We start from the raw sequence: 26620 nt of genomic DNA on the forward strand, positions 1-26620 counted from the left end.
ATCTACATAAAAACAAACTGTACTGGCTATAGGTATATTAATTTGCTGAAAGTTAATATCAGAAGCTGACTGTACTATAGAAAATTCTAATGTCCTTGATGGTGACTTATAATCACCACTCCAAGTTACTTTTTCAACTATATCAGTTATATCATAGATATTACCACTTTTTATGTGTACTTTTAGTTTTATGTTATTACTAATTATAAATCACCTCCAAGTTAAGGAATCATTAACACCCATCCATCTTTTATTAGGTCAGGATTTTTAATTAACTTTTTATTTGCATCATAAATTTTCTTCCACAAATCTCCATTTCCATAATATTTTTTTGCAAGTGACCAAAGACTATCGCCTTTACCTACTTTATGCGTCTTTTGTTTAGTGTCAAATCCTTTTGTCAAAGGAACATTTTTTGCAGAAGATAACTTTTCATCATTATTAGTATTTACTTTAGGTATCTGTATTCTTTTATACTCTTTTAAGTTTAAAGTGAAATATACATCTCTAGTCCCATCTTTCTCCTTGTAACTAAAGTCTGTTATTATACATTCAAAATTTATATTAGTCTCTGTAATGATAAATCTTAATATATATCCTTTTTCCATCCAATCTTTTAATAAAGCTACACAATCGTATGGCTTTGGAAATCCTGCATAATCACAAAAAGGATAGTTTTGGTTAGGAAAAAAACTAGATATATCTGTACTTCTAAGCCCTATCCCTCCAAATACTACTACCTCTCCTAGTTTAATGATGTTTGTTGTATTTACTATAGAATTTCCTTTTACTTCAAAAGATGATGGAAATATAGGAAATCTAAAAGCATTATCTGCTTGCCTAAGCCACATTTCCAATTACATCACTTCCTTTCTAAAATATTTTTGAAACTATACCGCAGTTTTCTTACCATAAATTCACCTTCTTTGATTTTTTGTATAAAAAAGCACCTACTCATTTGTAAGTGCTTTCCTTTATTTTATTTAAACAATGAAATTTGAGTAAAAAAATATCTACTCATTTATAGATATTTTATAAATTAATAACTTCATAATCAAGTTTTTATTTTTTAATAAAAATTTTTATTTTTTATTGACTATAAACAATATTTTTCCTAATTTGTGGTATAATAAAAGCAAGAAGAACTACAATCTATTTAAGACTAGAGTGGAGTTCGTAAATTAGTGTTTCTTTTTGAACTTAATCTTTAGTTCAAAACTAAAGTCACTCTGGCCGGAGTGGCTTTTTGCTTTTTTGATACATATACAAATTATGTAACCGATTAGACTAGCTGTTAAACTAGCTAATACGCTAATCAAAAAGTTATCCATACATATACACCTCCCTTCTACACATTGGGAGGATAATCTTTTGTATGAACTCCACTCTATAAATTGTAGATTACATCTTCTTGCTACAACTATTATAGCACATAATTCTTACATATTTTACCTATTTATTACTTTTTACATTATAATCACCTTCTTTCAATTAAAAAACACCTACCATAAGCAAGTGTTTTTTGATTATATAATTAATTTCTTATTTATACTTTGCTTGTTTACAATATATATCTACTATTTGTTTGAAAACATAAAAATCATGTTCATCTTCTTGTTTTAGAGTTTTTAGGTAAGAAATAAGATATTCTTTTTCATCATTACATACATTGTTTAGTAAATTATCTCCCATTACATTGCCTCCTTATATACAACATGGAAATTCTTCTTCTCACCTTGTATCTTAGCAGGTCTATTATTTTCCTCTATCCAATTTCTAACCTTATCTATTACACTCTTTGTATATTTATTTACAGTACCAGTCCAACTTCCATTAGTTTCCCAAACTCCTTTTACTTCATTTTCTTCTAAATCAATCTTTTTAATAATCTCACAAACAGCCATCTGAGCTGGTTTATTACTCTTAGAATATATTTTCAGTTTAGATGCTATTTGTTTTGTGTCAAAGTAATGTTCTTCTTCGTTTATCTCAATTGGTAAATCAATGCCTGCCTTTTTATATAATGTCTTAGCTGTTAATAGTTTAGATTTATTGTCAAAGCCTGCTCCATCTAATAACTCTTTTAACATAGATGTACTATTATAAGCTAACTGTAACTTTTCAATTTCGCTTGCTTTTTCTCTCAACTTCTCGGGATTAGCATTATTTGTTATGTATGCACCAGTTTGTCGAATAGCTGGAAGTACTTCATCACTTATCCAGTCTTGGAATTTCTCAGCTTCTTCTTTCTGAGATTTAAATATTAACTTGTATACTCCACTCTCTGTTAAGAACTTTTCACCTGCATTATTTAATTTTCGGATGTCCGTATCTAGGACAGCTGAATTTTTTAATAATATAGCTTGAGTATCATTCATTTTAGACAAATGATTTCTTATTGCACTATCACTTAGCTCTAAACATCTTCCACAATCATATGGATTAAATAAAACTTGCCCATTATATTCAAATATTTCAATCTCTTTTCCTTCAAAATTCATTAATTCATTCATAGTAAAATCCTCCTTGAAATTTTATTGTAAGAAGTACCTTACTATGATAAAATATTTCATAGAAGGTAACTTCTGGTGTAAGTAGTCCATTTTGCTTTGGTCGGCGGTTGGGCTACTTTTTATTTGTCTTTTAGTAGTTTTATACCTCTTCTAACTCCTTCGGCTTTGTCTATATCTTCTTTTTCACAGTATTTCTCTAGAATATTTTTAGATTCTTCATCCAATCTTATAGTTATTCTACTGCCTTTAGGATTATCTGTAGGTCTACCTATTTTTTTACTTGGCATATCTTCACCTCACTTTTGTCTGCCTTAATTATATTATATAGTTTCGGCAGACAAAAGTCAATCATATATCCAATTTTTTCTAATTATTTTACTCAACCGACCAATTTGGGCAAAACAAAAGCACTTACCAAAAGTAAGTGCTTTCTTTGTTTATTTAGTTTTTATCTACATTGTTAATGTAAAACATAAATTCAACTGTAATCAAGTTGGTTATAGTTGAATTTACTTAATATAAAATCCCTAGTTGCTTATAAATTGAATTAAGAGTACCTTTCTTTACATACCACTTAGTTAATATAAAATGGAGAACAACTATAAAAATCTATAGAGAAAATAAGAAATTTACATACCACTTAGTTAATATAAAACAAATTTGTTAGAAGGAATAACGAAAAATATTAAAAGCTTTACATACCACATAGTTAATATAAAACCAGTAGTAGATACTTTAAAATCGCTACCTCAAAAAGTAACTTTACATACCACATAGTTAATATAAAACTTGAACTGTACTTACTAACCAAACCCAAATTTTATTCTTTACATACCACATAGTTAATATAAAACTCTTTCTGTTGTTTTTCAATTTGATTCACGATTTCCTTTACATACCACATAGTTAATATAAAACTATACAGAAAGTAAGACATTTCATTGTTATAGTTCTTGCTTTACATACCACATAGTTAATATAAAACCTCAAAATAAACTTAGCATTTTCAATACTTACATATATACAACTATCTTAAATTTGCAGTTAGCGGGCAATAGTGCAATTGATAATACTTATCACATACTCTCAATGCTTTGCATTTCAACTGTTAAACCTTAATTTGTCACAAATATCGCTCACTGCAAAACTTCCTTATTTTTATTATACCATAAAAATGATACTTCAAATAATAATAGAATAATTTAAATAAAACAAAAGCACCTACTATAAAGGGATTATACTAAAAAGTAAGTGCTTCTTTTTTTCTATTTATCTTTGAATCCACATAGTTAATATAAAAAATCTCCTACTATAGTAGAAATAACATCCTTTGTGTAATTTACGCACCCTTTAGTTTATATTTAGGTAATCTTGTGTTTTACAAATTCAATAGTTCCTTTTTCTTAGCATCAAATTCTTCTTGTGTAATAGCCTCTATATCTAATAATTCTTTTAACTTTTTGATTCTCTCCAATGGGTCAGATTGATTTTTAGCTATTCCATCATCTATTGCAACTTCGTTTGATAAATTGATAGAATGCTTATAATTCTCTATATATCGTTTTATCTCTTTTGCATAGTTTTCTTCCCTTTTATTTCTAAAAATTATAGCATTTTCATCCTGGGTCATATTAAATATATCTATTTCTTTTTCTGGAAGTCCTGCAATTATAAATCTTATATAGCCAGAATAAACTTTTCCTACCTCTTTGATTTGAATTGATGTAATATTTTCTAACTTTATAGTTTTTTTAACAGAATGCCCAGCTAATTTATCAACAATACTTTTATATTCAATTATTAATAAATTGTTTTTTATTTCTATACTACACTTAAGAGCTGACTTAAAATCATATATTTTATTAGAAGATAAATCGGAAATACATTGTTTTTCTTTTACATCCTCTACATCTGTTAACTTTATTTTTTTTTCTACATATTCTTTTATTTCTTTAATTCGTTTTTCTTCATCTGCATTAGAAAAGGCAACTGCATTTTTACTCTGCAAAGCTTTAAAAGTATTAGTTTCTAATTTTTCTCCTTTTCTAGCAAACCTTATATACCCTTGTGTCATTCCATTCTCTTTAAAGTTTATAACTTCAATATCTTTATATTTTATAATTTCTTCATTCTTGCTTAGAACCCCTTGATTTCTAATTATAAGCTCATCTTCCATTAACTCTACTTCATATTTTCCAGCTGACTTAAAAGTATATTTGATACCCATTCATAGAATCCCCCTATTATACTAAATTATATTTATATTATATCATAAAATAATGGAAATATTATACTCCTCCAAGACGAGCTATGTGTATTTTTCTAACCAAAGCATCAGCTATTTTCTCTATATCAGCATCTTCTCTAACTATTATTGTATCTGCTAATTTAGCTATATTAAAACTTCCACTATTTTGTCCGCTTCTATATCGATTAGCTTCTTGCTTAGTCAAAACCATTTCACCTTGATGTAGTCTACGCACTTCATTATCTCTTTTTACTTCTCTAAGACCAAAGGCATTTCTTCCATCATCTTTACCATTACCCCCAGTTATGATTTTTTCAACAGTTTTTATAGTTGCTGTGAGAGGGTTATTTCTTACTTTATCAATTAAACCTTGCCACCAATCTTTTATACCATCAATTTTTTCCTTTACAGCTTTGGCTACATTAGTTATTGTGGTTTTTATAGCATTAAAAGCTTTATTCACTATAGTTCTCACAGTTTCAGACTTTTTATACAAAGTTACAAAACCAGCAACTAATCCAGCTATAGCTATTATAACCAATGCAATTGGATTTGCTGACATTGCTGCATTCAGTGCCCACTGTGCTGCAGTCACAACTCCCATTGCAACAGCAGAGCTAATCATAGCAATTTTTTGACTCACAAAAGCTATTACTTGTAATGTTATACTTGCTATAACTAATGCACCCTGAGCTACAAATTTCACTAAAGAGCCAACTAAATTTACTGCTATTGTTATTCCTGTTATAACTGCTTGCCCAGCTATTTGCATTAATGCGAATACAAACTTGGCTACAAATATCCCTGCTGTTGTTGCTGCTTGAATTCCAACTTTTATGAAGTTAGTTATTAAGTTTACCACAATGGCGGTTCCTGTTATAACCGCATTTGATGCTATACTAATTAATCCAAATACAAATTTACCTATGAATTTCCATCCTGCTATTACTGCTTCTACCCCAGATTTTATTATTGATGCAATAAATTTAGTAGTTAATGTTACACTTGTTATAGCTGCTTGACCAGCTACCTCCATCATGCCAAATACAAATTTTCCAGTAAGTTTAGCACCTGCTATTACTGCTTCTGCTCCTATTTTGATTAACGTTGGACCAAATATAGTTCCAAGAACAATTGCTACCTTTTTTATTGCATCTTCATTATCCTTTATTGTTTGTTTAAAATTCTTAAGTTTTTTTATTATTTTATCTACTTCTTTTTTAAAACTTTTAGAATGTTTATATGCATAAATACAAGCTCCTCCTAATGCAATAATCCCTAAAACTACTAAAGATGCAGGACTTGTTAAAAATTTAAGAGTAAATCCTAATTTGCCTAGCAATGGTACTATCTTTCCAGTAAATAACATAGTACTTCCTACAACGAAATTATATGCTCCAAAAGCTAATACAACTCCTGCAATAGTAGAAATAACATCCTTAGCTTCTGGGCTTAAATCCATAAACCACTTCGTTACTTTACTTATTTGCTCTGCTGCAATTTTCATTGCAGGTGCAAATACACTATTAATTTCTGCTCCAAATTCGCCCCAAAGTAGTTTTACACTATTCATAATAGTTTTAATTGAGCTACCAGCTGTAGCTATTTGTTTTGCTGTATTATCAACTGTTCCTCCACTATCTTTTATTATGTCAACATACTCTTGATAATCAAATCGTCCTTCTCTAATAGCTGCAACCATATCTGGTCCCGCTCTTTGACCAAAAGTTTTCATTGCCATTCCAGCAGCTTCTGCTGGGTCTTTACAAGATTTAATAGCTTCAACTGTTTTACTAAATTCTTTTGTGGCATTTTTACCTTCTGAACTCCATTTACCTATTGCTATTTTCATACCAGCTAGAGCAGTAGTTGTGTTAACTCCTTCAAGTTGCCATTTACCAAGTAAAGCAATGCTTTCATCAAAGCTAAGTCCAAGGTTTCTCATAGGAGCACCATATTGTACAAGAGTTGTTGCAAGTTCTTCCATAGATATGCCACTAGCCTGTGCCATAGTTGTTAATTTATCCATCGTGCTTGAATATTCTTTTGTATTAACCCCTGCATCCCTCATTGCTCTATTTACTAATTGAACTGCTCTAACTGCATCAATTTTATTAACTTTTGCAAATTTGATAAATTGTTTTGTACATTTCTCAGCTTCTGTACTTGTATAACCAAATCTTGTATTTACTTCACCTAAAGTTCCTCCTATTGCTTCAAAAGTAGCACCAGAAGTACTAGCAATGTTTTTAAATGATTTTTCTAATCCTTTTGCACCATCACCAGTAGCACCAGTTGCTATATACACTTCATTTAATCCAGCCTTTACTTCTCCATATGATTTATAAGCTTTTTTTCCTAAACCTAATATAGCAGTACCAAAAGCTGTCATACTTAGTGCACTCTCTTTCATCTTTTCAGAATAAGTCTTTAAACTATCTGACATCTTTTGAACTGCTCCATTAGTGTTTGAAAAAGACTGATTCATACCATTAGTGCTTGATTGTGTTGAATTTGAAGCCTTTGAAACTTCATCTATTGCTTTTCCTGTTGTTTTCATAGAGTCGCCATATGCTTTACTTGTGTCATTTGCAATTTTCATAGCATCTTTTGCACTATCAGTAACTTGTTTAACTTGCTTCATTTTATCCGAAAATTCATCTCTTAGTTTTATAATTGCTTGAAGCGTTTTATCAGCCAAATCATATGCCTCCTCTATTTATTATTTTTTCTAATACTTCATTTTTTTCTTTTATTTCTTTTTGTATCATATTATATATTATTTTTTTCTCACCAAATTTAATTTTTTTATATTCAGATGGTAATATTCCTTTATGCTTAAATACTAGGTACATAAGATTATAGTTACCATCTGATTCAATTAGTTTTTTATTTCTTCATCCATATCTTCATCTTTATTTGTTGTAATAGCACTTAATTCATCTATTGCATCTTTTAATGAATCCATTTCTCCTGCTAATAGTAATTTTTTTATCAATTCTTTTGGAGTTGGTGAACCAAAATGTTCTAATAAATCTTTATTTTTAAACATTGGGCATCCTTCTAATATAGTTAATATTTTAGTGGAATAAATCTTTACACTTTCAATATCACCTTGTTTTAATTCAACTGCCTTTTCTTGTATTGAACCTAGTTTTTCTGGGTCAATTGCTCTTATCTCAAATTCATAATTTCCACCTAACTTTTTACAATACATTTTATGTATTGCTGTTGGCATCTCTATTTCCCCTGCATCTAATGCTAATAATCTCTCAATTGTATTCATATAATATTCTCCTTTTCTTTAATGATATTCTACTGTATCTACAGGTCTCCAACCTGTAAACGTAAATGGACACTCTACTTCTCCAAGTTTATTAACTTCCCAATCAGCCAACGTTAAATCATCAAATGATACATTTTCGATTGCTATCTTTTCAGCTCCCCATGCGTCTGGGTCATCTAATTTAGTTATAAAAGTACATCTAGTATCTATTCCTTTTTGCATGTCAGATGACATTAAAATTAACATTCTAGATGTTGATTTATAAAGTGTCATAGAACCTTTACATGTAATACTTATTGTTTTTGTATCTATAACTGGTTGCCCTGCAATTGGAACTTCTTCTTTGTTCTTTTCTGCTTTTGCTTGAAAAGCCTTTACTTCTCCAACAAATTCATTGTTTAACCAAAGCTCGCCTTTACTTCCAGACATGACTCTACTTGCTATAAAATCGCTCATTTCCTCACCCCCTGTTAAATATCAAAATCTATATAAAAATCTTCCATCGCATCTATAGTTGTTGCTTTGCCTTTTAAAAATACTTTTGCACCTGTATTCGCTTTTTTAATATCAAGTTCTTTCATATTTGTAGTGTTAATACCATTTTCATTTAGAAATTTTCTTTGTTTTTCTATATCTATATCTAATGTATAATTTCTTTCGATTAATTCTTCTTTTGATATTTCATCTAAATAATTTAACAAGGTAATAAGCAACAAACATTTATTATCATAGCTATTTGCCACTTTCCCTGAATAACCATCTATTATAATTTTTTTTATATCATTGTGAATTAAATCCATTACATCTATCAATTTTATTTTCTTAAAACTTTCAGTCTGCCCTAGTTTTACTTGTTTAAGAGAATTAACCCCTCGTGCTATTCTTACAGCTCCACATTCTTTTATTAAAATTAACTCTCCATTGCCAATCTTAGTATTAGATGTATCTTTGTCTAATTTTGTTATGTCAGTTACCTCGGGCAATATAGCGTATGTTACTGATTGGCTCAGAGGTGTTCCTGCTATAAGCCCAGCTATTCTTGGTGTAAAATTTTCAGCTGGTATTTCAACCTTATCTATAGTTACATCTGTCGTATAATTTATTATGCCTTCGTTATCTGCATCACAGTTAGCTAAAACAGCCTTGACTTTACTTTTATAGTCATTTCTTCTTTTTATAATCCAGTTTTTTATACTTGTGTTTTCTGCTTCTGTAGCTTTTGGCATACATATATAATTAAAATCTACTGTTTCTAATAAACTTAGTCCATTTTCTAAAGTATCCTCTTCACCAATAACATATAAAATAACTTTATTAGGCGAAGTTACACCACCTATAAAAACTTGTTCTATATAGTTTTTATTTTCTTCTGATAACTCATTTGGAATTTCTGCTTTATCTATAAGCTCTATTATTCCTAATGATTTAGTATCTTTAAGTAAAATTGTTACTATTCCACGATTTGAACGTTCTACTAATGTTGAAATTACATGTTCAAAGACTATATTTATTTGCGGTAATCCCATTTATTTACCTCCTATATCAATGTTTATTTCTTGCATCATTTCATACTTTTCTTGTTCTATATCTGCATTATCAAAATAATTTATAGTTATTATATAATCTAGAAAATAATCTATTTCATCTTTTAAAATATTTGATTCTACATTTGACACATCTAAAACTCTATCTTTTATTTTTAAACCTCTTACAAATATTTTTTGCAACTTATATAAAACTTCATATAACTTTTTCTTTTTTTGCCTAGCTTGTTGAAAAAATTTTATAGATAGTAAAATACTTTTCTGATTTATAGTTGTGTTAATTGCTATTGTTTTATTAGGAAAAATCTGTACTAAAAAACAAGATTTCTTACAGTCTTGTATATTATAATCATCTACAAATATATCTTCATTGAAATTCTTACTTATCTCTAATGTAAAGGCATTTAATATATCTTCATATTTAAGCAACTAATCACCCCCAAATATTTTTTACGAATACATCAAACTCTTTATCTAAATCCTTTTCAACTTCTTCTACACTTCTTTTTAACATGTAAACAGGAGGTATAAACGATATACCCCCTGGTTTTGGTCTGTAGTTTTTAGATTTTCCAGTTCCTTGTCGAGTTCTATGGCCATATTCAACATTTGGTAAATATCCTTTTGGATTTTTAACTAGACGTACAAATTTATCTGTTTTTTCCATAGTCCAAGCTTCTCTTGACCCATCACTATTTTTTTTAGCTTTTGGATTTTCGAGCTTAACCCTACCTAATAGATTATTACCTGCATTATCTGCTATTTTTTCTATTTCTGCTGGTATATTTTTAATTATCTTATCAAAGTCTTTTGATATATCTTCAAATCCATCATTTGCCATCTTTAAATCCTCTCTTTCAATGTTATAGGTACTTGTAGGTGGCTATCATAATAAGAATACTCAGAAGCTATAAATGTCTTTATATCCCCATTTTTAAATGTTATCTCAAGTATATCTCCAGCTTTTAAATCTATATTAGGTCTACAATATAATTCATGTGTTATTACTATATTTGCTATCTCTGTATCTAATAAACTCGGTATAGTACCTTGACTCACTGCACAAGGTACATTTTCTGCAATTATTATACCTTGCTCATCATTTTCTGTAACTCCTGTTTCTTCATTTCTAAAACTCATACATCTTTTTATTGTCATTTTCTCAAAATAGGTATAAGCTAATATATCTGCATCTGTCATTACCACATCACCGTTTTTATAAACCTTTTTAATATTTTTTTATCATCATCATTTAAAGAGATACTATAAAGCTCATTAGTAGATTTAGCTTCAGAAACATTATAAGTAACAGAAAAACCCCCTCTTGATATAGATTTTACACCTCTATTTTCAGATACATCATCTGAGTTTTTATTTAATATAGTTTCTTTCAATATAACAACAACTTTATCTTCTATAAAACTTTCAAGAGCACTATTTAACTCTTTTAAATTACAATAATCTAGTATTAAATTAGTGTATTTATTTATATACAAGTTTATTTTTGAATCATATTTATCGTCTTCCAAATCTAATATGATTTTTATATTTTCTAACATATTCATCACCTTCTAAAATCGAATACTAGAATCAAATATTACTTAATTTTTCTATTAATTCATCTTTTTTTAATTTTGAATATCCTTCTATTCCAGCATCTTTAGCCATACTTTTTAATTCATTTGATGTATAGCTACTCAACGCTGGGAGTTGACGCTTCAACATATTTTACTACTACATTTGGTCTTAATAATTTTGCTCCTGCCACTTGTAAACCTCTTATTCCATCTGCAAAAGCATTCTCCAATCTCATAGCTTCCGTTTCATTTAATTGTGTTCCAAAACCTAAAGCTGTTTTATGAAGCGTTAATATCGCAAATTTCCCAGCGTTTAATTCTTCTGAAAAGATTAATTGAGTACCATTTATATTTGCACCTTCTATAATCCCGCTTTCTAAAATTTGATAATGTCTTGTAAATCTCTCATCCAAACATAAATCTTCTAATACTTCTGCATTTATAACACTAAATCTATTTATTTTATCAACCTTTTTCTTATTTAACAACGTATTTGATTTAACTATTAAATCATATGCTTTATCAGATGATTCTTTAGTTACAACTAATGTTGTTTTTAAACCTTCATCCAGCACTTCTTTATCCATAACAGATTGAGTTTGCGATGCTGCTTCTATTGTATGAGTATCTATTAATTCAGCGTTTGCTTGAACTCTATCAACGTCATCCAATTTAAAAGCCCAATATTTTTTTATGTTCATCTCCATCTCAATATCTGGTATATCTAAATCATCCCACACAACTTTACCTTCGTAGTCTTTTACCGCTACATTTGAAACACTACCAAATATAATTTTATTGCCTTTTATCTCAGTTGGTGGTGTTGTTATTAAACCCGCTATACTTCTTTCATAAAAATTTGCTAGCAATCTAGCTTCCCATATTGTAGGAATAAAATTTGCTACTGACATATTATCACCTTAACCCTTCTTTTATTTTTTAATTCCCTTTATCTTATCCCAATTCGCATTAATTTGTTCTGTTGTCATGTTCTTTAGCTCTTCCATAGTAAAACTGTCTCCACCTATAGTAGAAGTTTTAGGAGCACCTGCTGAGCTTCTTAGTCTTTCATTTACTTGTTTTTCAACCCATTCTTTCCCCCACTCTTGTAGATTTTTTATATTTTCAAGTATTTTTTCAGCATCTCCATCAGTACCAGCCATAACCATGTTGGTAAATTTAGTTGGCATTTCTCTACTCACTAAAACTTCTTTTGTGTTATTAGCAAGTCTCTCCTGCTCCAATTCTTTGTCTTTTTTAGCTGAATTAGCTTCTATTTCTTCTATCTTACTTCTCATTTGTTCTAATTGGTAAGCGGTTCTTTCTGCTTCATTCATTTTAGATAATTTAATACTTTCAAGTTCTTTTTCTTTTTCAGCTAATGTAGCTTTTAGTTTAGATTTTTCTTTACCTATTACTTTGTTTACCTTTTCTTGTGCCTTTTCTTCTATAAGAGCTTGTATATCTTCTTCACTAATAGTTTTGTTAACTTCTTGTTGTTCATTTGTTAAGTCACTTTTACTTGATGATTCGTTTATACTAGTCTCCACACTTTGTTCTGTAACTACATCTGGACTCTCTCCTGCAAGTAATTGCAAGTTCATTTTTATTTTTCCATTTTCAATATCTTTCACTTTTTTACCTCCTAAATTTGAGTAATGCCATGTATTTAAGTCTACATGTTTGACTTATCCTAGTCTTTTTTAATGTCTATAACTAGTAAAAAGACAAAATAAAAAAGCCCTATATAGGACTTGCTAAAACCAATATTATTATTCTTATTACAATTATTTATTGATATAGCTTCTATTTATGATAAATCCATTACTATTGTTCCATCTTCATCCCAATCGCTATTTAACATCTATATTATTTAATTCAGCCCACTCTTTAAAATTCATTTTGGCTGGAACTTCATACGTTTTACCATTGCCAATCCTTGCTGCTCTTGTAGCTCCTTCTCTAACTTGAGCTGGAATAGTTGTGCAGTTGCAATTAGTATGCATTGGAGGGAAGTTTTCTCCTACAACTGCATCTGTTATAGGAAATTCTTGCAAGTCTAACTCAACACAATCAGAGCAAGTATTATCTGCTAGATTAGCTAAATACTGATACATATCTACATTCGTTTCTTCATAACCTCGTCTACTTGCTTCATTTGCTATATAATTATTCTCTGTTTTAACTAATGACATAGCAAATTTAAAACTTGTATTTAATCTATCAGATATTCTTTTTGCAACTGCTGTATTGCCTTCTCCTCTTATAAACATTTGAGTCATTTCTGTTTTAAGTATCTCTTTTAATTTATCTCTATTTGACCAGATACTTTCAGAATAATTTTTTCCTGCCCATGGAAAAGACAATATGTTTTTAATTATACTATTATCTAATTTAGAAAAAGTTGTTCCTGTCCCAATATACTTTTGAACATCATATATAGTAGCATAATAATTTTCTTTAATAGAAGCTTTCAAAAGTTCTTCTACTTTTTTATGTTGGAATAAATAAACATTATTTATATTTTTATTTACTTGATAAAACAATTCCTCAAGTCTACTAATTCTAGACCTCATTGCTAAAACATTAAGCTCTAATAATAATCTTTCATCTCCTGTTTTCTCTATCTTTTTTATATAAGAAGCTATATCCATTCTCCAAAATTTATAGTCTTTTCCTGTTAATAACTTTTTTGCTTGATTATAGTTTATCTTATTATCTTCTGAGAATTTACTGTATAATCTAGCAATATTATTTTCAATTTCTCTTAGTGCAACATTATATTCTTGTTGCAATTCATACTTTATATTTTTAATATTTTTTAATTGAGCTTCTTTTCTCTGTTTTTCTCTACTTTTCCAGTATTCTATATTATTTTTCTTTGACATCTGTAGAACCTTCTCTATCTTCATTTTCTTTGATATCTACATTTTCTAAGTTATCTTTTTTATTTTTAATTTCATTTGATATTTTATTAAAGTCATAATCATCAAATAAACTATCTTTTTCTTTATCAATCTTTTCCATTTCCTCTTGAGGGTCTTGTATACTTGGAAATAGAGATATTATTGTTTCCTGGCTTAATATTCCAGTTAATTTTTGCATTATTTCGGCAGATTCGGCTTCATTACTTGGTTTATTTCTTGAAAATACAGGTTCTATATCTGTATATGAATATTCATTACCTTTTTTTATTTTAAGATAATCACATATCAGCTCTATCCTTCTCATTAACCCTTTTTTGAACTTAGCTTCTTTTATTCCTACTTTATTTTCAAGACTCATAAGTTTAAAAGCTAATGATACACCAGAAGCATTATTTGAAAAGCTCTCATCACTCATATTAGGTACACAAGAGAACTTATGAATATCATTGTCCAATCTATTTTTATAATTTTCTAAAGCTGTATCCTGAATATTTTTTATTAGATAATCAGCTTTGCCTTCCTCATTTATAAAATTTATTAGATATTTATCATTTAAATCTTTTTTATCTTCTTCATCAACTACACTTCCCGACACAACTAAAACAGCATGAGTAAACATCTCAAAGTCATTAGCTGTATCAGATTGAGTCTTATCATAAGCATCTATTAATTGTATTACTTTTTCAAAATCTCCATAAAGTTCATCATTATTTATATAGGTTACTATAGGGATATCACAAAAAAAACACTCTTTTTCATCATCCGATGTTAGAGTATTCCCATTTTTGGTATAGTATTCTATTTTGCCATTTAAAACTATGTTACCTTTATCATTTAGAATAGGTTTTCTATATACTTCAACCTTCGTTATCTCTTTAATAGTATTATTAACTAGTTCATTTTCATTATAATATCTTATAGCAAATACAATATCTTCTTCCAAAGTATTATCATACACAACTATTAACTCTCTAGGGTCTATAGCTTTAAATCTTATATTTAAATTTTCATCTAAGTACAAGACTTCATAGGCATATCCAAATATACTCTCATACTTAGCAAGAGTTGTGTTATTATCTGCTTCATCATTATATTTAAATATATCATTTAAAGTTTCTAAGGTAGTTTTATCGCTAGATGTATAACTAATTGGTTTACCTAAAAAATATCCTATCGCTACATCAGTTATATAAGAAGCATAAGAATGTGCCAATTTGTTTTGAGGTTTATTTTTAGTTTTGTATGACCTATTTAATATTTCGTTGTCATTATTATAGTATTTATACATTTTATTTAGTCTATTTTTTTCTTTTTTATGTTTTTCTATATATTCTAATATTACATATCCTGTTATTTTGGCGTCTTTATTTATTTTTAATTTCCTCATAAAAAACTCCTATATACCATATTTTTCTCTATCAAATTTAGTTCCTGTCTTTGAGTCAGTATAGATAGCATACCTAAGTGCATCTAATACATCATCCCACTTTTTAATGGGTTCTCCTGTGTTTTTATTCCAAGCATACATAAAAATTTCTTTTCTAAATAAATTAACATTGTCATAAACTACAAATAAAGTATTAGTTTTAATTCTTTTAGCTACAGCTTCAACGCCAGATAATACAGCTTTATCAGCATTAAAAGCTTTTATCCCATTTCTTTTAAATGCTGCTAAGTGTTCGGGTCTAGCACTATCACAATAAAACTTTATATTTCCATACTTCTCTTTTATATTCTTAGCTTTATCTATCCAGTAATCAATTTCCTTGTGTTGAGCTGAATGTTCTTCTAATAGATATAAATTACCTCTATCATCCTCACCAATTACAACAATAGCTCCAAAGTGTTCATATCCCCAGTCAACACCTGCAAAATATCTTACAAAATTAATATCATTTAATTTATCCTTAGAAATATAATGAATATCCTTATTAAAATCTTGATAAACTAATCCATCTGCTGACACCCATAAGCCATTTATATCTCTATCATAAAATACACCAGATGGAGTAGACTTCTTAATATTTTCTCTGTATCTTTCACTTAGAAATATATTATCATCTAGTTTATAATGAAAAGATTGAATAACCTTGCCATCTGTTTTATCTACAAAGTTAGTTTTTAACCAATGCTCTGGTTGGTCTGGGTTAGTATCTACAAGTATTCTAGCACCTTCTCCACTACATCTTGATTTTATTTCGTTAAATACTTCTTCATTTGCAACTGTACCTTCATTTATATATGCTCCAAACGAAGTCATACCTCTTATTCTTCCTAAATCATTCGTTTTTGAGTGTCCAAAACAACATATTTGAACTCCAAAAAGTACAAATCTATTATGTTTATCAAACTTAAATTCAATATCATACTTATTTGTAAGCTCACTTAGTACATTTCTTTGTAAAGCTCCTAAATCTGCTCCTGCTAGAATGTACTGAGGAAGCTTAATATCTAACTCATTAGCTATCTTTCTAACCCTTCTAAGTTCCAGTAAGAATAAATCATTGTCAATTATTGTTTTGCCAGTCCTTTTAGCACCATAATTAATTAGCATGAAGTAGTCATTATTCAAAGCAAAGTTAAGAACTTCAAGTTGTTTACTATGATATAATTCATCAATCATTTTTTATCACACTTTCAAGTTTATCAAAATATCTATCAAGCTTATCTTCTTTACTTTCTTGATTATTTATCTTTGATTTTAATACTTCTACCCTTGCTCTTTGTTCTTCTGTAGCCAAATTCCAATCCTTATGAATCATTTCATCATATTGCTTAATAAGACTTCTTAATTCACTCATAGCTCTACTTTGTGCATTAAGAAAAGATGCTTGCCTATCCCATGCAAATTGAAATTCATACTCTATCTTCTCTCCATTTTCTGTACTTTCCTGTTTCTTTAATTCCTTAATCATCTCTTCCTTATCTTTAACATACATTATCTTTTGTGCTCTTATTATTGCTGCATATTGAATTGTTATCTGTTCCCAAAGAATATCAAATTTATCTTTTATAGATATTTCTTGTATCAATTCTCTAGTTTCTTTGGGTAGATACTTTGAGAAGAAACCAAACTTTTCAGCATTTTTATTACCTGGTGGACCAGTAGCATTTTTATTACCTATGGGTGCACCCCTTTTATTTTTAGGTGCACCCTTCTTTTTCTCACTAGACCAATTGTATCTTTTTATCCATGACTTTAAAGTGTTTAAACTAATGTCATACTTTGCTGATATTTCCTTTTGTTTCATACCTTTTATGTAATCTTGTTTTACCTTTTCTTTGACATCTTGCACATCACCACCTCGTTTGTTTGTCGTTTTGGGAATAAAAAAAGAACTCTGATTAGAGTTCTTGAATTTTATATTAACTATACTTCATTAAGTTCCAATTTGAATCTTTCATTAAATATATCTTCTTTTCTAATTTTTAGAGATACATCTGACAAATCACCTATATTGATTAAATTTTTTCCTTCGTTAATCCTTTCGCTCATAAATACAACCCTAAATTCTTTTTGTTTTTCAAAACTATCATCTTTCCAAAACGCTCTTTTATAGGTATTAAAATCTTTAATCTTTTCAAGCTCATTAATCTTCGAGTTTGAATACCTTACACAGTCCATAATAACATCTATATTATTATTTTTACAACATTTATACATTCTTTCTTTAAAATTATTTTCATCTATTATAAGAGCATGTGTATATTTTTCAAAATCTTTCTTCAAACTTTGAATCTCTTCTTTAGAAAAAATTAATCCCTTTTTTTCTAATAGTTCATTCTTACTAATTCTCATTGTACAGAACATAGGAGTTTTTTTATCATATTCTGAAGATTCAAATCTAAGCTTACCTTTAGCACCCTTAAAAATTTCTTTAATGGACTTATCAAATATTTGTTTATCTATGTCGGTTTCAATATTATCAATTCTTTCAATATTTTTTATATTAATACCTACAATTTCCAAAGCCTGTTCATCTTTATCTCCTATACCTTTAATCTTACTTTGTTTTTCTAGTTCAATAAAATAATTAAAATTATTAGTATAAATATTTCCCAAAGCTAGACTATCTACATGTTTTTCTTCGGAAAATTTTATCAAAATATCTGATTCAAATTTTTTATGATTTCTTAAATTACCAATATACATTTTCTCATCCCCTCTAAAGTATAAAATTCAACTTCAAAGGTCAATATCCTTCAAAAACTATTCGACAACCACAAAATAATTCTAAATAATACTCTTATTTAATTTATTGTATAAAAAAAAGACCACCTATAAAAATAATCTAAATCTTATGTATTTTTATCTCTCATCTTTACACCACTTCTTACTGGTATCATCTTTTATATAAGTTCTAACTATTTCACCACAATCTAAACATAAGTCAGAATATATAGTAGATTGTATAGGAAGAGTTTTATTTATAACTTTATCTAACTTTCCATCTCCTACATACTTTAACCCAATAGTTTCAGCATATATACCTCCAGTTGTTAAAATACCTTTTTCTATATTTTCACTACCACAATTAGGACATTTCATATTTACACCTCCTAGTAATTATTTTCTTTTATATTACCATAATATATAAAAAAGAAGCATCTCAAATTGATTTCAATAATCATAAATGAGATACTCTATTTTAAGTATAATCTTCTAGAATTATTAGTTAAGAATGTTAGATTTAGTTCAGATGAATGGGGTATGAATTACATCTAACATATGGTGATATTGTTTAGGGATTTTTTATTTCTTACCCCAAATAACTATAACATGTTAATGTTAATCTTATGTTTACCATACAAAATACCATCTATAAAGATGACCTTTTAGTCTATTTTTTCATTGCACTAGTTATCCAATATCCAATACAATATGACATAAAATAATATGATAAATACAACGCCATTTCAGTACTATCAAATCTTAGATACATCATGATAGCAACTGAACCTAAAAGTGATATTAAAGCTGGAATTTTCCAATTTATTTGCTTTTTAGCACATATTATACCATTGACTAAAAATGTAACTGGTATATACAATACTACACCCGAAATAAGGATTCCTTTTATATCCATCTCACTTAATCCTAAATTATTAGTTATTATATTTTCAAATGATAGAACAAATATTATAATCATTGTTAATAATGGTAGCAATGCTCCTAATATATTTTTCTTCATAATTATCACTCCTAATTCATTTAGTACATTTTACCACAAACCTAACCTTTAAAATATAAAAGACTTAGAAGTTAATCTAAGCCTTTTTAATGGGAGATACATATATTATGTCGCAAGTTCTAAGAATCGAACTTAGATTAAACACCTGCACTTGCATGGTGAGTGAGGTTACCAAGCCCCACCCGATTTTTAGACTTCTGAATTAAGATACAAAATATAAAATTTTGCCCTCAATTTCTCTACTTTTAGTGTATCCGTTGATTAATATTTGAACATAGTTAGAATTGAACTAACAGCGTCCTCACGCCCTGCCTAGTCTGTTCACATAAAAGACTTTTTGTCGCTGACATCTAAGCCCTTTATAATAATAGAGCGTGCAATTTTGGCATCCTTTTTTATCTATAACATATTCGCAAATATATTATTACTTTCTCTATTATTGAATAGTGGCTAGGGCAATCCCTTAACCCTAGCCAAATATTAAGTTTTGAGAGGGAAATTTTTTCATTTCCACAATACTATTATCTCATGTCTAAAATTAAAAAAACGGCACATTTTCGGCAATTAGAATCAATAACTTAACTTAGTTTGTAATCTAACAATTCAAAAAGAGGTTCTTGCTCTATTAACGCTTTCTTCCCAAACAGTGCTATTGATATTGAATTTATAGCTTGATTAGCTCTCTCTCTTAGTTGTCTTTCTTCTAAATACACCTTATCAACTATCAAACTCCATTCTAAGCCTTCAATATATTTATAAGTTATAATTTGCTTGTGTATAGGTTTTAAATTTCTTATGGCTAAATCTATTGTAGATTTAATTATTTCTGCTTCATATAACTCTATTTCTTTTTCTGTTATTAAGTCTGATACATTAACAATAGCATCCTCAATTATGTTACTAGTTTTGTTTGTTTTTCCTGTTTTGACACTATCATAACTTATCCCTTTCATTAAATCTCCAACCGAATTATTTTTCAACATTTGTATTTCATTTTTCAATTTTATTATATTTGCACTTAATTGTTTATAATTAGAAAGTTGTTTCTTAGTTGCATTAAAAAACTCTTTTTTAGTTTTAGACATACTCACACACTCCTATCAATTATTTGTGTTATAATATTATTGATGATGACAGTTTTATATTTTTGACAAGTGGAGTGTGAAAGCACTCCTTTTTTCTTTCAATTTACCTATTGAAGGTTTTCCCCTTTAAAACGGAAAAGTCTATTCCTGTCTTAACTCACTATTGATAATTGACTATTCAAAAGTCTTATTTCTTCTTCAAACACTATAGGTAACTTATAATTGTTTACAATCTCTAATACTTTATCTAACTGACAACGCTTTATAGCCTTATAACTATCTACTCCAAACTCTCGTTTAATCTGATGGTATATATCACTGTATACTTTACCTCTTAAAGATTTATTTTTATAAGCCTTACTTCCATGTCCACCAAGCGATTTTGTTGCAACTCTCTTAACTTCTTTTACAATACACTCACACTCAACGTTAAAAAGTGGTGCATCATCCATAAAATTCTCTAATTTTTCATTGACACTCTCTATTTTAGTTTCTAAGACTTCTTGTTTCTTATCTAGCATAAATATAGCTTGTAACTCTTTTGATGCACTTAAAAGAGGATTATTTAACTCTTTTCTCATAGAGAAATATACATCAACTATTTTCTCGTATTGTTCCCAAGCTATATCATCTTCCAATATCTTTAGTAGTTTTGAATAACCTCTTTCAGATAACAAGTAAATATTTCTTGACTGATTAAAAGATTGTTTACTATATCCAACATCCTCGTAACCTAATCCTTTTGAAGGATTAGCCTTTAAATCTATAATGTCTATATTTGTTTTAAATCTCTTTATATTATTGTTAATTAACTCATTAATTTTGAATAATTCTCTTTTATGTATTTCAGCTATATCCTTTACTAGCATTGCTTTCTTACCTTTTCCAAATCCACCCTCAATGTCATGGAATTTCATTCCCTCGATTTCTAAAGTTCCAAGTACTGTTATTTCTTTATTTACGTTTTCATTCATAGTCTATCTCTCCTTTATCATTTGATATATTCTTTATTTAGCTTTTTCACATTTTTATGAAAAACTAAGTACATCTTGTAAGCTTCAGTATTTACTTCTTATTCTTTTTTGCGTCTCTTTTTTCTTATTCAATTCTTTATACTCTATCCAACCATCTACACCATATTTCTTACTCCTAGAAACCCATGTCAATTTTTCAGGAAAGTTATAATCAAATATCTTTCTTTTTATCTCTCCTTGCTGAGTTCCAAACCCTTTTACATCTATATATTCAACTTCTCCATTCCATTTATATATCGCAAAGTCAACTGTATATGTAATAGCTCTTTCAGAAACTCCAAACTTCTTAAATTTTGGTTGTAATTCAAATTTCTGTTGCAATCCAAAATCTTTAATTTCTCCTTTGGCTTTCTTGTCTTTAAGGTATAAATAGTATTCTGCTTCATCTTTGCTATCAAATTTAATTCCATCTATTATAGTTTTCTTATTATTGTATTTGCTCAATCAAATTCTCCTTTTATCTTTTAAAATTACTTATACTTATTAATATCATTTATAAATTCATAAACCTCATATATGCTATATCCAAGCTTCTTAAATCCTTTTACATATCTTCTTATGGAACTTGGTATACTTCTACCTACTCTACAATTCTCATATCCTTGCCATAAGTTTTCTTTTTCCTCTTGCTTCACCATTTGAAAAACTGCTTTTTGGAATTTAGTCATCATCTTTGCTCCTAGCCCTATTAGCTTTCTTCCTGCATTCCTTACAACAATAAATCTCCTTAGATTTTTCATCAATATAAAATAGTTTGCCACACCAACTGCATCTTCTTCGTTTCATGAAATCACTCCTTATAATTTATATAGGATTCAACTAACATTTCAGTCTCTCCACAAGTATCTTCTGTAAAATCTATTTGTCTCCCATTAAATTCTCTTATATAATCTGCTATATCATATATTCTTTGACACTTTTGTTCTATACAGTTACAAATATCATTTATATTTATTTCGTTTGGAATTTCAACTATAACTTCATGTTCTAAAGTCACTTTTTCCTCAAACTTAATTTTATATTTTTTCATTTTAAATACTCCTTTATTTCATTTTTGAGAGTCACAAAACACTTCAACAATAATTTATACTAAAAGACATTTTGCAACTCTCTAAACTGTTTTAATTAGATATTTCTTCTATTCAAATATAAGTTTTTCGCTATCAAGCCACTTTTTAATACCATCTTCACAATCATATTCAATATCATCAATCTTACAGTCATAAATACAACATTCGCATACCTTTTTATCATGTAAAAAATCTATTAATCTATTGATGAATAGTAACTCTTTCTCTTGTAACTTTTCTTTAAGACTTTTATTTTCTTCTCTTAACACACTGATTTCATTAAAAACATCTAAAAGTAACTTTGAATCAATTTCATCATTTTCATTTAAATTCAATCTATACTCATAAACCCTGCCAGCTATAAAACTTCCTATTACTAATATCACACTAGCTAAGATATTCACTTTTAATCATCTCCTCATATTCTTCTCTAGCCTTATCTATAGCAATAAATATATCCTCTCCATTGTCATACAACTCTTTTGCTCTTTTGATTGTATATTCAGTCCTTGAAACTTCCATTATTCCTCCTAAATATATTCAGCTTTCCACCCATCCCTAGATACTTTTTTAGTTCTAGCTAAGTAGCTAGGAAAGTCGCTACTATGCTTTACAAATTCACTTGCTTTTATAGCACTTTCAAACTCTCTAACTTCTCCTGTATTGATATTTGCTATTCTTATTCTTTTACAACTTGTTAATTTTTTTCTTAACTTTTCACCATGTTTTATTTTGTTTGCTTTCTCAACTTTATTAAAGAAAGTATCTATATCCATCCAAACTTTAGCCATGTTAAATCTCTCCCTTATTTTAAAATACCTAAAATTTTATATCTCATTGATTTTGCTACACCTGCTGATAAATGCAATATCTTAAGCCACAACATTTCTCTTTGTAGATACTCCCATCCAGATACTATTTCAAAAGTAGCTTTACCTTCATACTTTACTCTCTCAAACGGATTGTCTATTTCTGTACTCTCGAACGTTACTTCTTCAGTTCTTGTATCATTTATCTCAAAACTTCCATTATCACATTCACATTTCACTTTCGGACCTCCTATATTTCAACTAGACTCTTTATACTTCTTCTTTTACAAAATACTCTACACAGCTAATACTCTTATTGTTTTCCTTCTCTTTATCGAGTCTTACTGTATAACCTGCTTTTATAAGTAATCTTGCTATTTCTAATCTATCTGCATCATTTAAAGACCCATTTTTTTGTGCATATATTTTACCCATTTTGTACCCCCTTTCTAGGAAGTAAATATCAATATATTACTTCCTAGAAGTTTAATTTTATTTGAACTTAGCATCTTGACTTTTCTTAATTATGTTATCTAGTTCATCCTCTGAATACTTAGTAAATGTTTGTTCAAAGTTGGCAAACTTATTCTTGCTCAACTGGTTATTAGTTACTTTTTTAGTTTTCTTATTTTCATGTTGCAATCTATATGATTCTAGTTGCTCATATGTAGTTATATTTGCATCCTTCCATTTTTTAAGGATTCCTTTTAAGTATGCTAGATTCATATTCATCTTTTCAGCACATATCTCTATAGCTCTTTTAAATACTCTTATATCTACTTCATTAGATACTTCTAATAACCATTCAGCTGTAACTGGATATATTACTCCTATATTTTCTTCATAGAGCTTCTTAAATTCTTTTAAAAAGTTATCCACAGGTTGCTTTCCTATATACATATTATTAATACTGTTACTATTAATACTGTTACTATTAGTGTCCATATTTTCCGTGTCCGGCTGAGTCGTGTCCGGAAAAGTAGGACATGGTTCCATGTCTACATTTTTAGGATATGGTTCCGTGTCTTGCTTTTTAGGACATGGCTTTTTCTTCTTTTTCTCTTCTTTTAAACCTCTCTTAGAAATACATTCTTCTATATAGGTTCTATCAAATACTATTTCATATATATTGTTTTGCATCTTACCTTGTTTGGATTTATTCTTATGAATCCTTATATAACCACTCATTTCTAGCTCTTTTTTGTACTTTGTAAATGTGTCTTTTGATATATCTAGTTCATAACAAATTAAATCTCTAGATGGAAAACATGTTCCATCATTCCCTGCAAAACTAGTTAGATATGAATACAGCATTCTAGCACCAACTGTCAACCACCTATCTCTTGCTATTATTCTTGGCATAAGACCATATCCACCACTTAATATATTTAATTTCTCTAAAACTGACTTATCTTCTTTCAAGGTGTCTCACCTACTTAATCAACATTTATAGATTCTTCCATACTTATTTGGTAATCTATATTTTCAACTTCTTCTTTTATTTCAACTTCATCCTCTTTCACCTCTTCAAACTCAGCATCTATAAAATCATCTTTTGGTTCATATTCACTTAGTAATTCAATTAATTCATCTACTTCTTCAAATTTTAGTTCTTTTAAATCAAATCCATTACTCTCACAAAATTCTTCTAACTTTGATGTATCTTTTTTATTCTCATAATCATACAAACCTTTCATTGATGCTAACTTAAGTATTCCTTGTTTTTGTGATGGACTTGCCTTACCTATTTCAATAGGCTTTTGAGGTAATTTATCGGGTACAGTCTTTATTTCTGCACTATCATATAATCCTTGTAAATCCTCTGGAAATGCTTCTCTTAAAGCTGTAACAATTGCACATTTTCTTATCATTACACAAGGCATTTGTTTCCAAGTAGCTTGGCTCTTTGAATACTCTTCTAAAGACACTACAGACTTTGTAGGAAACCTCATACCTCGAACTGATACTTCACACCATCCACCGATTAGTTCTTCTTGTGGTAGCTTTAAACTGCCCTCCCTTTCAAATACTTCTCCATTTTTATTTACAGTTACTATTCCTGCTTTCATACCTTCAAAGTTGGGATTTTTATTTGCTCTTTTTACAAATACATCTTTACCAACTACTATATTTGCTGGTGAATTACCAAACTTTATTAGATATGCTTCTTTTATAAATGGATTTAACTTTTGAGCCTTACATAATTCTATAAACATTAGAACTTCTTGGTCGGTTACATTTCCGTTACCACTTACTAAATAATTCTTTACTGTTGTATAATCAAGTATTTGACCCGATTCTAAAGTACATGTTGCTAATTCTAAAGCCTTGTTATTCATTTTCTAACCCCTCCATCTCCCTTATATTTCTTTTTAAAACACCTTCCCATCCATCTATATAGTCTCCATATAATCCATCTGATTTTTGTTTTTCTAAATCTTTTTTAAACTGCTCTATTGTCCAATTTTCTTTATGCCTTTTTATACAATATTCTAGTCCTGCAATACTTCCTAAAGCTTGCTCTGCTTCGATTCCTTCAAATCTAGTAAACTTTAACATGAATAATCTATCTTCTAAATCCTTAATTATTTCATTTCTAGTTTTCATTTCTTCCCCCTTATGCTATAATATATAATTATTAAATTTATTTTTTGTTTTTTGATTAGAGCCTCACCCTAGGCTCTTTTCTTATATCTGAACATCTATAGGTCTATCTCTTTCAAGTTCTTCTGAAATTAATTGAAATATCTTGTAATCTTCACTTTCCTCATACTCTTTTATTTCAATTTGTGTATCTATAATTTTTAGTAATGACTCAGCAAATATTTTTAATCTTTCGTTTACACTTTTTTCTCTTAAAGCATTACTTAGCTCTATTCCATCTGATATATTTCTTTCTTCTTTTTTTCTAAGTTTTGTATAAAGTTCCTCATTTTTATTTATTTCTAAATTAGCTCTATTTAGTTGTTGCTCTACTGCATTTCTCACTATAATTAAACTTTCCATAATTAATCCCCCTTAATTTAATCTCTATTTTTAACTAATCCTACTAAACATATTGCAAATAAACCTACTATTATTAAAGCTGCCATTTTATTTCCTCCTAAGATAAAATTTTAATCTCATAATCACCATCTTGAATATCTTCTGTTATTAATGCTTGATACTCCATACAAGCTCTTTCTTTATCATAGTATGCTAAATTTAACTCCTCCTCTGTTGCTACTACTACTATACAATCAATTTCAAAACCAAATCTTTTGCAATTTACTTTTACTGCATTTCCTGCTTTGATTCTATCTAAATCAAATTTATCTACTGAACTATTCATTATT

At 28.6% G+C, this 26620-nt stretch carries 40 protein-coding genes and 1 CRISPR repeat array; all 40 genes read right to left on the bottom strand.

Annotation, left to right across the window (positions count from 1 at the left end; genetic code table 11):
* Positions 1-221 precede the first annotated feature (221 nt).
* The 40 genes from KGF45_RS10280 to KGF45_RS10465 all read right to left on the bottom strand — a co-directional run bounded on the left by KGF45_RS10280 (position 222) and on the right by KGF45_RS10465 (position 26616).
* Positions 222-851, bottom strand: coding sequence for a LysM peptidoglycan-binding domain-containing protein (locus KGF45_RS10280; protein ID WP_227842537.1), 630 nt, complete (start codon positions 849-851; stop codon positions 222-224).
* A 330-nt stretch (positions 852-1181) separates the two neighbouring features.
* The gene (locus KGF45_RS20455) at positions 1182-1331 is read right to left on the bottom strand and encodes a type I toxin-antitoxin system toxin (protein ID WP_032520821.1); all 150 of its coding nucleotides are present in this window, start codon (positions 1329-1331) and stop codon (positions 1182-1184) included.
* A 211-nt stretch (positions 1332-1542) separates the two neighbouring features.
* Entirely contained in the window at positions 1543-1692 is a 150-nt protein-coding gene (locus KGF45_RS10285) for a hypothetical protein (RefSeq protein WP_158222252.1), read from the bottom strand.
* Positions 1692-2513, bottom strand: coding sequence for a BRO family protein (locus tag KGF45_RS10290; protein ID WP_074134569.1), 822 nt, complete (start codon positions 2511-2513; stop codon positions 1692-1694). The genes KGF45_RS10285 and KGF45_RS10290 overlap by 1 nt, the downstream gene beginning before the upstream one ends.
* Positions 2514-2632: 119 nt before the next feature.
* On the bottom strand, positions 2633-2800 hold the full coding sequence (locus KGF45_RS10295) for a ribbon-helix-helix, copG family protein (protein WP_021370599.1): 168 nt from the start codon (positions 2798-2800) through the stop codon (positions 2633-2635).
* 274 nt (positions 2801-3074) lie between these two features.
* Positions 3075-3498: a CRISPR direct-repeat array (repeat unit 29 nt; unit sequence CTTTACATACCACATAGTTAATATAAAAC).
* Between the two features lie 393 nt (positions 3499-3891).
* A complete protein-coding gene (locus KGF45_RS10300) occupies positions 3892-4740 on the bottom strand; it encodes an SHOCT domain-containing protein (protein ID WP_077710352.1) in 849 nt (282 codons plus the stop codon).
* Between the two features lie 61 nt (positions 4741-4801).
* A complete protein-coding gene (locus tag KGF45_RS10305) occupies positions 4802-7462 on the bottom strand; it encodes a phage tail tape measure protein (RefSeq protein ID WP_227842494.1) in 2661 nt (886 codons plus the stop codon).
* A gap of 1 nt (position 7463) precedes the next feature.
* Positions 7464-7616, bottom strand: coding sequence for a hypothetical protein (locus tag KGF45_RS10310; RefSeq protein ID WP_153885135.1), 153 nt, complete (start codon positions 7614-7616; stop codon positions 7464-7466).
* A gap of 26 nt (positions 7617-7642) precedes the next feature.
* A complete protein-coding gene (locus KGF45_RS10315) occupies positions 7643-8047 on the bottom strand; it encodes a phage tail assembly chaperone (RefSeq protein WP_074134566.1) in 405 nt (134 codons plus the stop codon).
* Between the two features lie 18 nt (positions 8048-8065).
* Positions 8066-8503 (bottom strand): phage tail tube protein, encoded by a 438-nt coding sequence (locus tag KGF45_RS10320; protein WP_054276493.1) that lies wholly within the window; start codon positions 8501-8503, stop codon positions 8066-8068.
* A gap of 14 nt (positions 8504-8517) precedes the next feature.
* On the bottom strand, positions 8518-9573 hold the full coding sequence (locus tag KGF45_RS10325) for a phage tail sheath subtilisin-like domain-containing protein (RefSeq protein WP_077710355.1): 1056 nt from the start codon (positions 9571-9573) through the stop codon (positions 8518-8520).
* On the bottom strand, positions 9574-10020 hold the full coding sequence (locus KGF45_RS10330) for a DUF6838 family protein (RefSeq protein WP_227842495.1): 447 nt from the start codon (positions 10018-10020) through the stop codon (positions 9574-9576).
* A gap of 4 nt (positions 10021-10024) precedes the next feature.
* Positions 10025-10432, bottom strand: coding sequence for an HK97 gp10 family phage protein (locus tag KGF45_RS10335; RefSeq protein WP_227842496.1), 408 nt, complete (start codon positions 10430-10432; stop codon positions 10025-10027).
* A gap of 2 nt (positions 10433-10434) precedes the next feature.
* Positions 10435-10791, bottom strand: coding sequence for a hypothetical protein (locus KGF45_RS10340; protein WP_227842497.1), 357 nt, complete (start codon positions 10789-10791; stop codon positions 10435-10437).
* On the bottom strand, positions 10791-11150 hold the full coding sequence (locus KGF45_RS10345; protein ID WP_255647235.1) for a phage head-tail connector protein: 360 nt from the start codon (positions 11148-11150) through the stop codon (positions 10791-10793). Before KGF45_RS10345 ends, KGF45_RS10340 begins: the two co-directional genes overlap by 1 nt.
* Positions 11151-11181: 31 nt before the next feature.
* A complete protein-coding gene (locus KGF45_RS10350) occupies positions 11182-11292 on the bottom strand; it encodes a Rho termination factor N-terminal domain-containing protein (protein ID WP_227842499.1) in 111 nt (36 codons plus the stop codon).
* The gene (locus KGF45_RS10355; protein ID WP_227842500.1) at positions 11285-12079 is read right to left on the bottom strand and encodes a hypothetical protein; all 795 of its coding nucleotides are present in this window, start codon (positions 12077-12079) and stop codon (positions 11285-11287) included. Before KGF45_RS10355 ends, KGF45_RS10350 begins: the two co-directional genes overlap by 8 nt.
* A gap of 21 nt (positions 12080-12100) precedes the next feature.
* Positions 12101-12802 carry a DUF4355 domain-containing protein gene (locus KGF45_RS10360; protein WP_227842501.1) on the bottom strand — a complete coding sequence of 234 codons (702 nt, stop codon included), beginning with the start codon at positions 12800-12802 and terminating at the stop codon, positions 12101-12103.
* Between the two features lie 219 nt (positions 12803-13021).
* Positions 13022-14056: a minor capsid protein gene (locus KGF45_RS10365; protein WP_227842502.1), complete on the bottom strand. Its 1035-nt coding sequence runs from the start codon at positions 14054-14056 to the stop codon at positions 13022-13024.
* A complete protein-coding gene (locus KGF45_RS10370) occupies positions 14040-15482 on the bottom strand; it encodes a phage portal protein (RefSeq protein ID WP_131068633.1) in 1443 nt (480 codons plus the stop codon). The genes KGF45_RS10365 and KGF45_RS10370 overlap by 17 nt, the downstream gene beginning before the upstream one ends.
* Before the next feature lie 9 nt (positions 15483-15491).
* Positions 15492-16718 carry a PBSX family phage terminase large subunit gene (locus KGF45_RS10375; RefSeq protein ID WP_227842503.1) on the bottom strand — a complete coding sequence of 409 codons (1227 nt, stop codon included), beginning with the start codon at positions 16716-16718 and terminating at the stop codon, positions 15492-15494.
* Positions 16711-17391, bottom strand: coding sequence for a phage terminase small subunit (gene terS / locus KGF45_RS10380; RefSeq protein ID WP_227842504.1), 681 nt, complete (start codon positions 17389-17391; stop codon positions 16711-16713). Before terS ends, KGF45_RS10375 begins: the two co-directional genes overlap by 8 nt.
* Before the next feature lie 74 nt (positions 17392-17465).
* Complete coding sequence (locus KGF45_RS10385) at positions 17466-18248, bottom strand: hypothetical protein (RefSeq protein ID WP_227842505.1); 783 nt, start codon at positions 18246-18248, stop codon at positions 17466-17468.
* A 156-nt stretch (positions 18249-18404) separates the two neighbouring features.
* A complete protein-coding gene (locus KGF45_RS10390) occupies positions 18405-18644 on the bottom strand; it encodes a hypothetical protein (RefSeq protein WP_227842506.1) in 240 nt (79 codons plus the stop codon).
* Between the two features lie 292 nt (positions 18645-18936).
* Complete coding sequence (locus KGF45_RS10395) at positions 18937-19287, bottom strand: hypothetical protein (protein ID WP_227842507.1); 351 nt, start codon at positions 19285-19287, stop codon at positions 18937-18939.
* Between the two features lie 578 nt (positions 19288-19865).
* On the bottom strand, positions 19866-20372 hold the full coding sequence (locus KGF45_RS10400; RefSeq protein ID WP_227842508.1) for a hypothetical protein: 507 nt from the start codon (positions 20370-20372) through the stop codon (positions 19866-19868).
* 152 nt (positions 20373-20524) lie between these two features.
* On the bottom strand, positions 20525-21346 hold the full coding sequence (locus KGF45_RS10405; RefSeq protein WP_227842509.1) for an ORF6C domain-containing protein: 822 nt from the start codon (positions 21344-21346) through the stop codon (positions 20525-20527).
* An 84-nt stretch (positions 21347-21430) separates the two neighbouring features.
* A complete protein-coding gene (locus KGF45_RS10410) occupies positions 21431-21850 on the bottom strand; it encodes a DUF1064 domain-containing protein (RefSeq protein WP_227842510.1) in 420 nt (139 codons plus the stop codon).
* 26 nt (positions 21851-21876) lie between these two features.
* Positions 21877-22146, bottom strand: a complete 270-nt coding sequence (locus KGF45_RS10415) for a hypothetical protein (protein ID WP_227842511.1) — start codon at positions 22144-22146, stop codon at positions 21877-21879.
* A 50-nt stretch (positions 22147-22196) separates the two neighbouring features.
* Positions 22197-22436, bottom strand: coding sequence for a hypothetical protein (locus tag KGF45_RS10420; protein WP_227842512.1), 240 nt, complete (start codon positions 22434-22436; stop codon positions 22197-22199).
* Between the two features lie 108 nt (positions 22437-22544).
* Positions 22545-22880 carry a hypothetical protein gene (locus KGF45_RS10425; RefSeq protein ID WP_227842513.1) on the bottom strand — a complete coding sequence of 112 codons (336 nt, stop codon included), beginning with the start codon at positions 22878-22880 and terminating at the stop codon, positions 22545-22547.
* The gene (locus KGF45_RS20115; protein WP_021362347.1) at positions 22864-22998 is read right to left on the bottom strand and encodes a hypothetical protein; all 135 of its coding nucleotides are present in this window, start codon (positions 22996-22998) and stop codon (positions 22864-22866) included. Before KGF45_RS20115 ends, KGF45_RS10425 begins: the two co-directional genes overlap by 17 nt.
* 8 nt (positions 22999-23006) lie before the next feature.
* Positions 23007-23267, bottom strand: coding sequence for a hypothetical protein (locus KGF45_RS10430; protein WP_227842514.1), 261 nt, complete (start codon positions 23265-23267; stop codon positions 23007-23009).
* Positions 23268-23281: 14 nt separating this feature from the next.
* Complete coding sequence (locus KGF45_RS10435) at positions 23282-23524, bottom strand: hypothetical protein (RefSeq protein WP_227842515.1); 243 nt, start codon at positions 23522-23524, stop codon at positions 23282-23284.
* 31 nt (positions 23525-23555) lie between these two features.
* Positions 23556-23720 (bottom strand): resolvase, encoded by a 165-nt coding sequence (locus KGF45_RS10440; RefSeq protein WP_227842516.1) that lies wholly within the window; start codon positions 23718-23720, stop codon positions 23556-23558.
* A gap of 57 nt (positions 23721-23777) precedes the next feature.
* A complete protein-coding gene (locus tag KGF45_RS10445) occupies positions 23778-24707 on the bottom strand; it encodes a DnaD domain protein (RefSeq protein WP_227842517.1) in 930 nt (309 codons plus the stop codon).
* A gap of 14 nt (positions 24708-24721) precedes the next feature.
* A complete protein-coding gene (gene bet / locus KGF45_RS10450; protein ID WP_227842518.1) occupies positions 24722-25624 on the bottom strand; it encodes a phage recombination protein Bet in 903 nt (300 codons plus the stop codon).
* Positions 25617-25892: a hypothetical protein gene (locus tag KGF45_RS10455; protein ID WP_227842519.1), complete on the bottom strand. Its 276-nt coding sequence runs from the start codon at positions 25890-25892 to the stop codon at positions 25617-25619. The genes bet and KGF45_RS10455 overlap by 8 nt, the downstream gene beginning before the upstream one ends.
* Before the next feature lie 81 nt (positions 25893-25973).
* A complete protein-coding gene (locus KGF45_RS10460) occupies positions 25974-26291 on the bottom strand; it encodes a hypothetical protein (protein ID WP_227842520.1) in 318 nt (105 codons plus the stop codon).
* Between the two features lie 97 nt (positions 26292-26388).
* Entirely contained in the window at positions 26389-26616 is a 228-nt protein-coding gene (locus KGF45_RS10465) for a hypothetical protein (RefSeq protein WP_227842521.1), read from the bottom strand.
* Positions 26617-26620: the final 4 nt, after the last annotated feature.

Origin of the sequence: Clostridioides sp. ZZV14-6154 (genome assembly GCF_020657785.1) — a bacterium.
Lineage (GTDB): Bacteria > Bacillota > Clostridia > Peptostreptococcales > Peptostreptococcaceae > Clostridioides.

What these genes read in the sequence shown, in the direction of transcription:
- KGF45_RS10280 (WP_227842537.1), bottom strand. Translation starts at nt 851, where the DNA reads ATGTGGCTTAGGCAAGCAGATAATGCTTTTAGATTTCCTATATTTCCA.
- KGF45_RS20455 (WP_032520821.1), bottom strand. Translation starts at nt 1,331, where the DNA reads ATGGATAACTTTTTGATTAGCGTATTAGCTAGTTTAACAGCTAGTCTA.
- KGF45_RS10285 (WP_158222252.1), bottom strand. Translation starts at nt 1,692, where the DNA reads ATGGGAGATAATTTACTAAACAATGTATGTAATGATGAAAAAGAATAT.
- KGF45_RS10290 (WP_074134569.1), bottom strand. Translation starts at nt 2,513, where the DNA reads ATGAATGAATTAATGAATTTTGAAGGAAAAGAGATTGAAATATTTGAA.
- KGF45_RS10295 (WP_021370599.1), bottom strand. Translation starts at nt 2,800, where the DNA reads ATGCCAAGTAAAAAAATAGGTAGACCTACAGATAATCCTAAAGGCAGT.
- KGF45_RS10300 (WP_077710352.1), bottom strand. Translation starts at nt 4,740, where the DNA reads ATGGGTATCAAATATACTTTTAAGTCAGCTGGAAAATATGAAGTAGAG.
- KGF45_RS10310 (WP_153885135.1), bottom strand. Translation starts at nt 7,616, where the DNA reads ATGTACCTAGTATTTAAGCATAAAGGAATATTACCATCTGAATATAAA.
- KGF45_RS10315 (WP_074134566.1), bottom strand. Translation starts at nt 8,047, where the DNA reads ATGAATACAATTGAGAGATTATTAGCATTAGATGCAGGGGAAATAGAG.
- KGF45_RS10320 (WP_054276493.1), bottom strand. Translation starts at nt 8,503, where the DNA reads ATGAGCGATTTTATAGCAAGTAGAGTCATGTCTGGAAGTAAAGGCGAG.
- KGF45_RS10325 (WP_077710355.1), bottom strand. Translation starts at nt 9,573, where the DNA reads ATGGGATTACCGCAAATAAATATAGTCTTTGAACATGTAATTTCAACA.
- KGF45_RS10335 (WP_227842496.1), bottom strand. Translation starts at nt 10,432, where the DNA reads ATGGCAAATGATGGATTTGAAGATATATCAAAAGACTTTGATAAGATA.
- KGF45_RS10340 (WP_227842497.1), bottom strand. Translation starts at nt 10,791, where the DNA reads ATGACAGATGCAGATATATTAGCTTATACCTATTTTGAGAAAATGACA.
- KGF45_RS10345 (WP_255647235.1), bottom strand. Translation starts at nt 11,150, where the DNA reads ATGTTAGAAAATATAAAAATCATATTAGATTTGGAAGACGATAAATAT.
- KGF45_RS10355 (WP_227842500.1), bottom strand. Translation starts at nt 12,079, where the DNA reads ATGTCAGTAGCAAATTTTATTCCTACAATATGGGAAGCTAGATTGCTA.
- KGF45_RS10365 (WP_227842502.1), bottom strand. Translation starts at nt 14,056, where the DNA reads ATGTCAAAGAAAAATAATATAGAATACTGGAAAAGTAGAGAAAAACAG.
- KGF45_RS10370 (WP_131068633.1), bottom strand. Translation starts at nt 15,482, where the DNA reads ATGAGGAAATTAAAAATAAATAAAGACGCCAAAATAACAGGATATGTA.
- KGF45_RS10375 (WP_227842503.1), bottom strand. Translation starts at nt 16,718, where the DNA reads ATGATTGATGAATTATATCATAGTAAACAACTTGAAGTTCTTAACTTT.
- KGF45_RS10385 (WP_227842505.1), bottom strand. Translation starts at nt 18,248, where the DNA reads ATGTATATTGGTAATTTAAGAAATCATAAAAAATTTGAATCAGATATT.
- KGF45_RS10390 (WP_227842506.1), bottom strand. Translation starts at nt 18,644, where the DNA reads ATGAAATGTCCTAATTGTGGTAGTGAAAATATAGAAAAAGGTATTTTA.
- KGF45_RS10395 (WP_227842507.1), bottom strand. Translation starts at nt 19,287, where the DNA reads ATGAAGAAAAATATATTAGGAGCATTGCTACCATTATTAACAATGATT.
- KGF45_RS10400 (WP_227842508.1), bottom strand. Translation starts at nt 20,372, where the DNA reads ATGTCTAAAACTAAAAAAGAGTTTTTTAATGCAACTAAGAAACAACTT.
- KGF45_RS10405 (WP_227842509.1), bottom strand. Translation starts at nt 21,346, where the DNA reads ATGAATGAAAACGTAAATAAAGAAATAACAGTACTTGGAACTTTAGAA.
- KGF45_RS10415 (WP_227842511.1), bottom strand. Translation starts at nt 22,146, where the DNA reads ATGAAAAATCTAAGGAGATTTATTGTTGTAAGGAATGCAGGAAGAAAG.
- KGF45_RS10420 (WP_227842512.1), bottom strand. Translation starts at nt 22,436, where the DNA reads ATGAAAAAATATAAAATTAAGTTTGAGGAAAAAGTGACTTTAGAACAT.
- KGF45_RS20115 (WP_021362347.1), bottom strand. Translation starts at nt 22,998, where the DNA reads ATGGAAGTTTCAAGGACTGAATATACAATCAAAAGAGCAAAAGAGTTG.
- KGF45_RS10430 (WP_227842514.1), bottom strand. Translation starts at nt 23,267, where the DNA reads ATGGCTAAAGTTTGGATGGATATAGATACTTTCTTTAATAAAGTTGAG.
- KGF45_RS10440 (WP_227842516.1), bottom strand. Translation starts at nt 23,720, where the DNA reads ATGGGTAAAATATATGCACAAAAAAATGGGTCTTTAAATGATGCAGAT.
- bet (WP_227842518.1), bottom strand. Translation starts at nt 25,624, where the DNA reads ATGAATAACAAGGCTTTAGAATTAGCAACATGTACTTTAGAATCGGGT.
- KGF45_RS10455 (WP_227842519.1), bottom strand. Translation starts at nt 25,892, where the DNA reads ATGAAAACTAGAAATGAAATAATTAAGGATTTAGAAGATAGATTATTC.
- KGF45_RS10460 (WP_227842520.1), bottom strand. Translation starts at nt 26,291, where the DNA reads ATGGAAAGTTTAATTATAGTGAGAAATGCAGTAGAGCAACAACTAAAT.
- KGF45_RS10465 (WP_227842521.1), bottom strand. Translation starts at nt 26,616, where the DNA reads ATGAATAGTTCAGTAGATAAATTTGATTTAGATAGAATCAAAGCAGGA.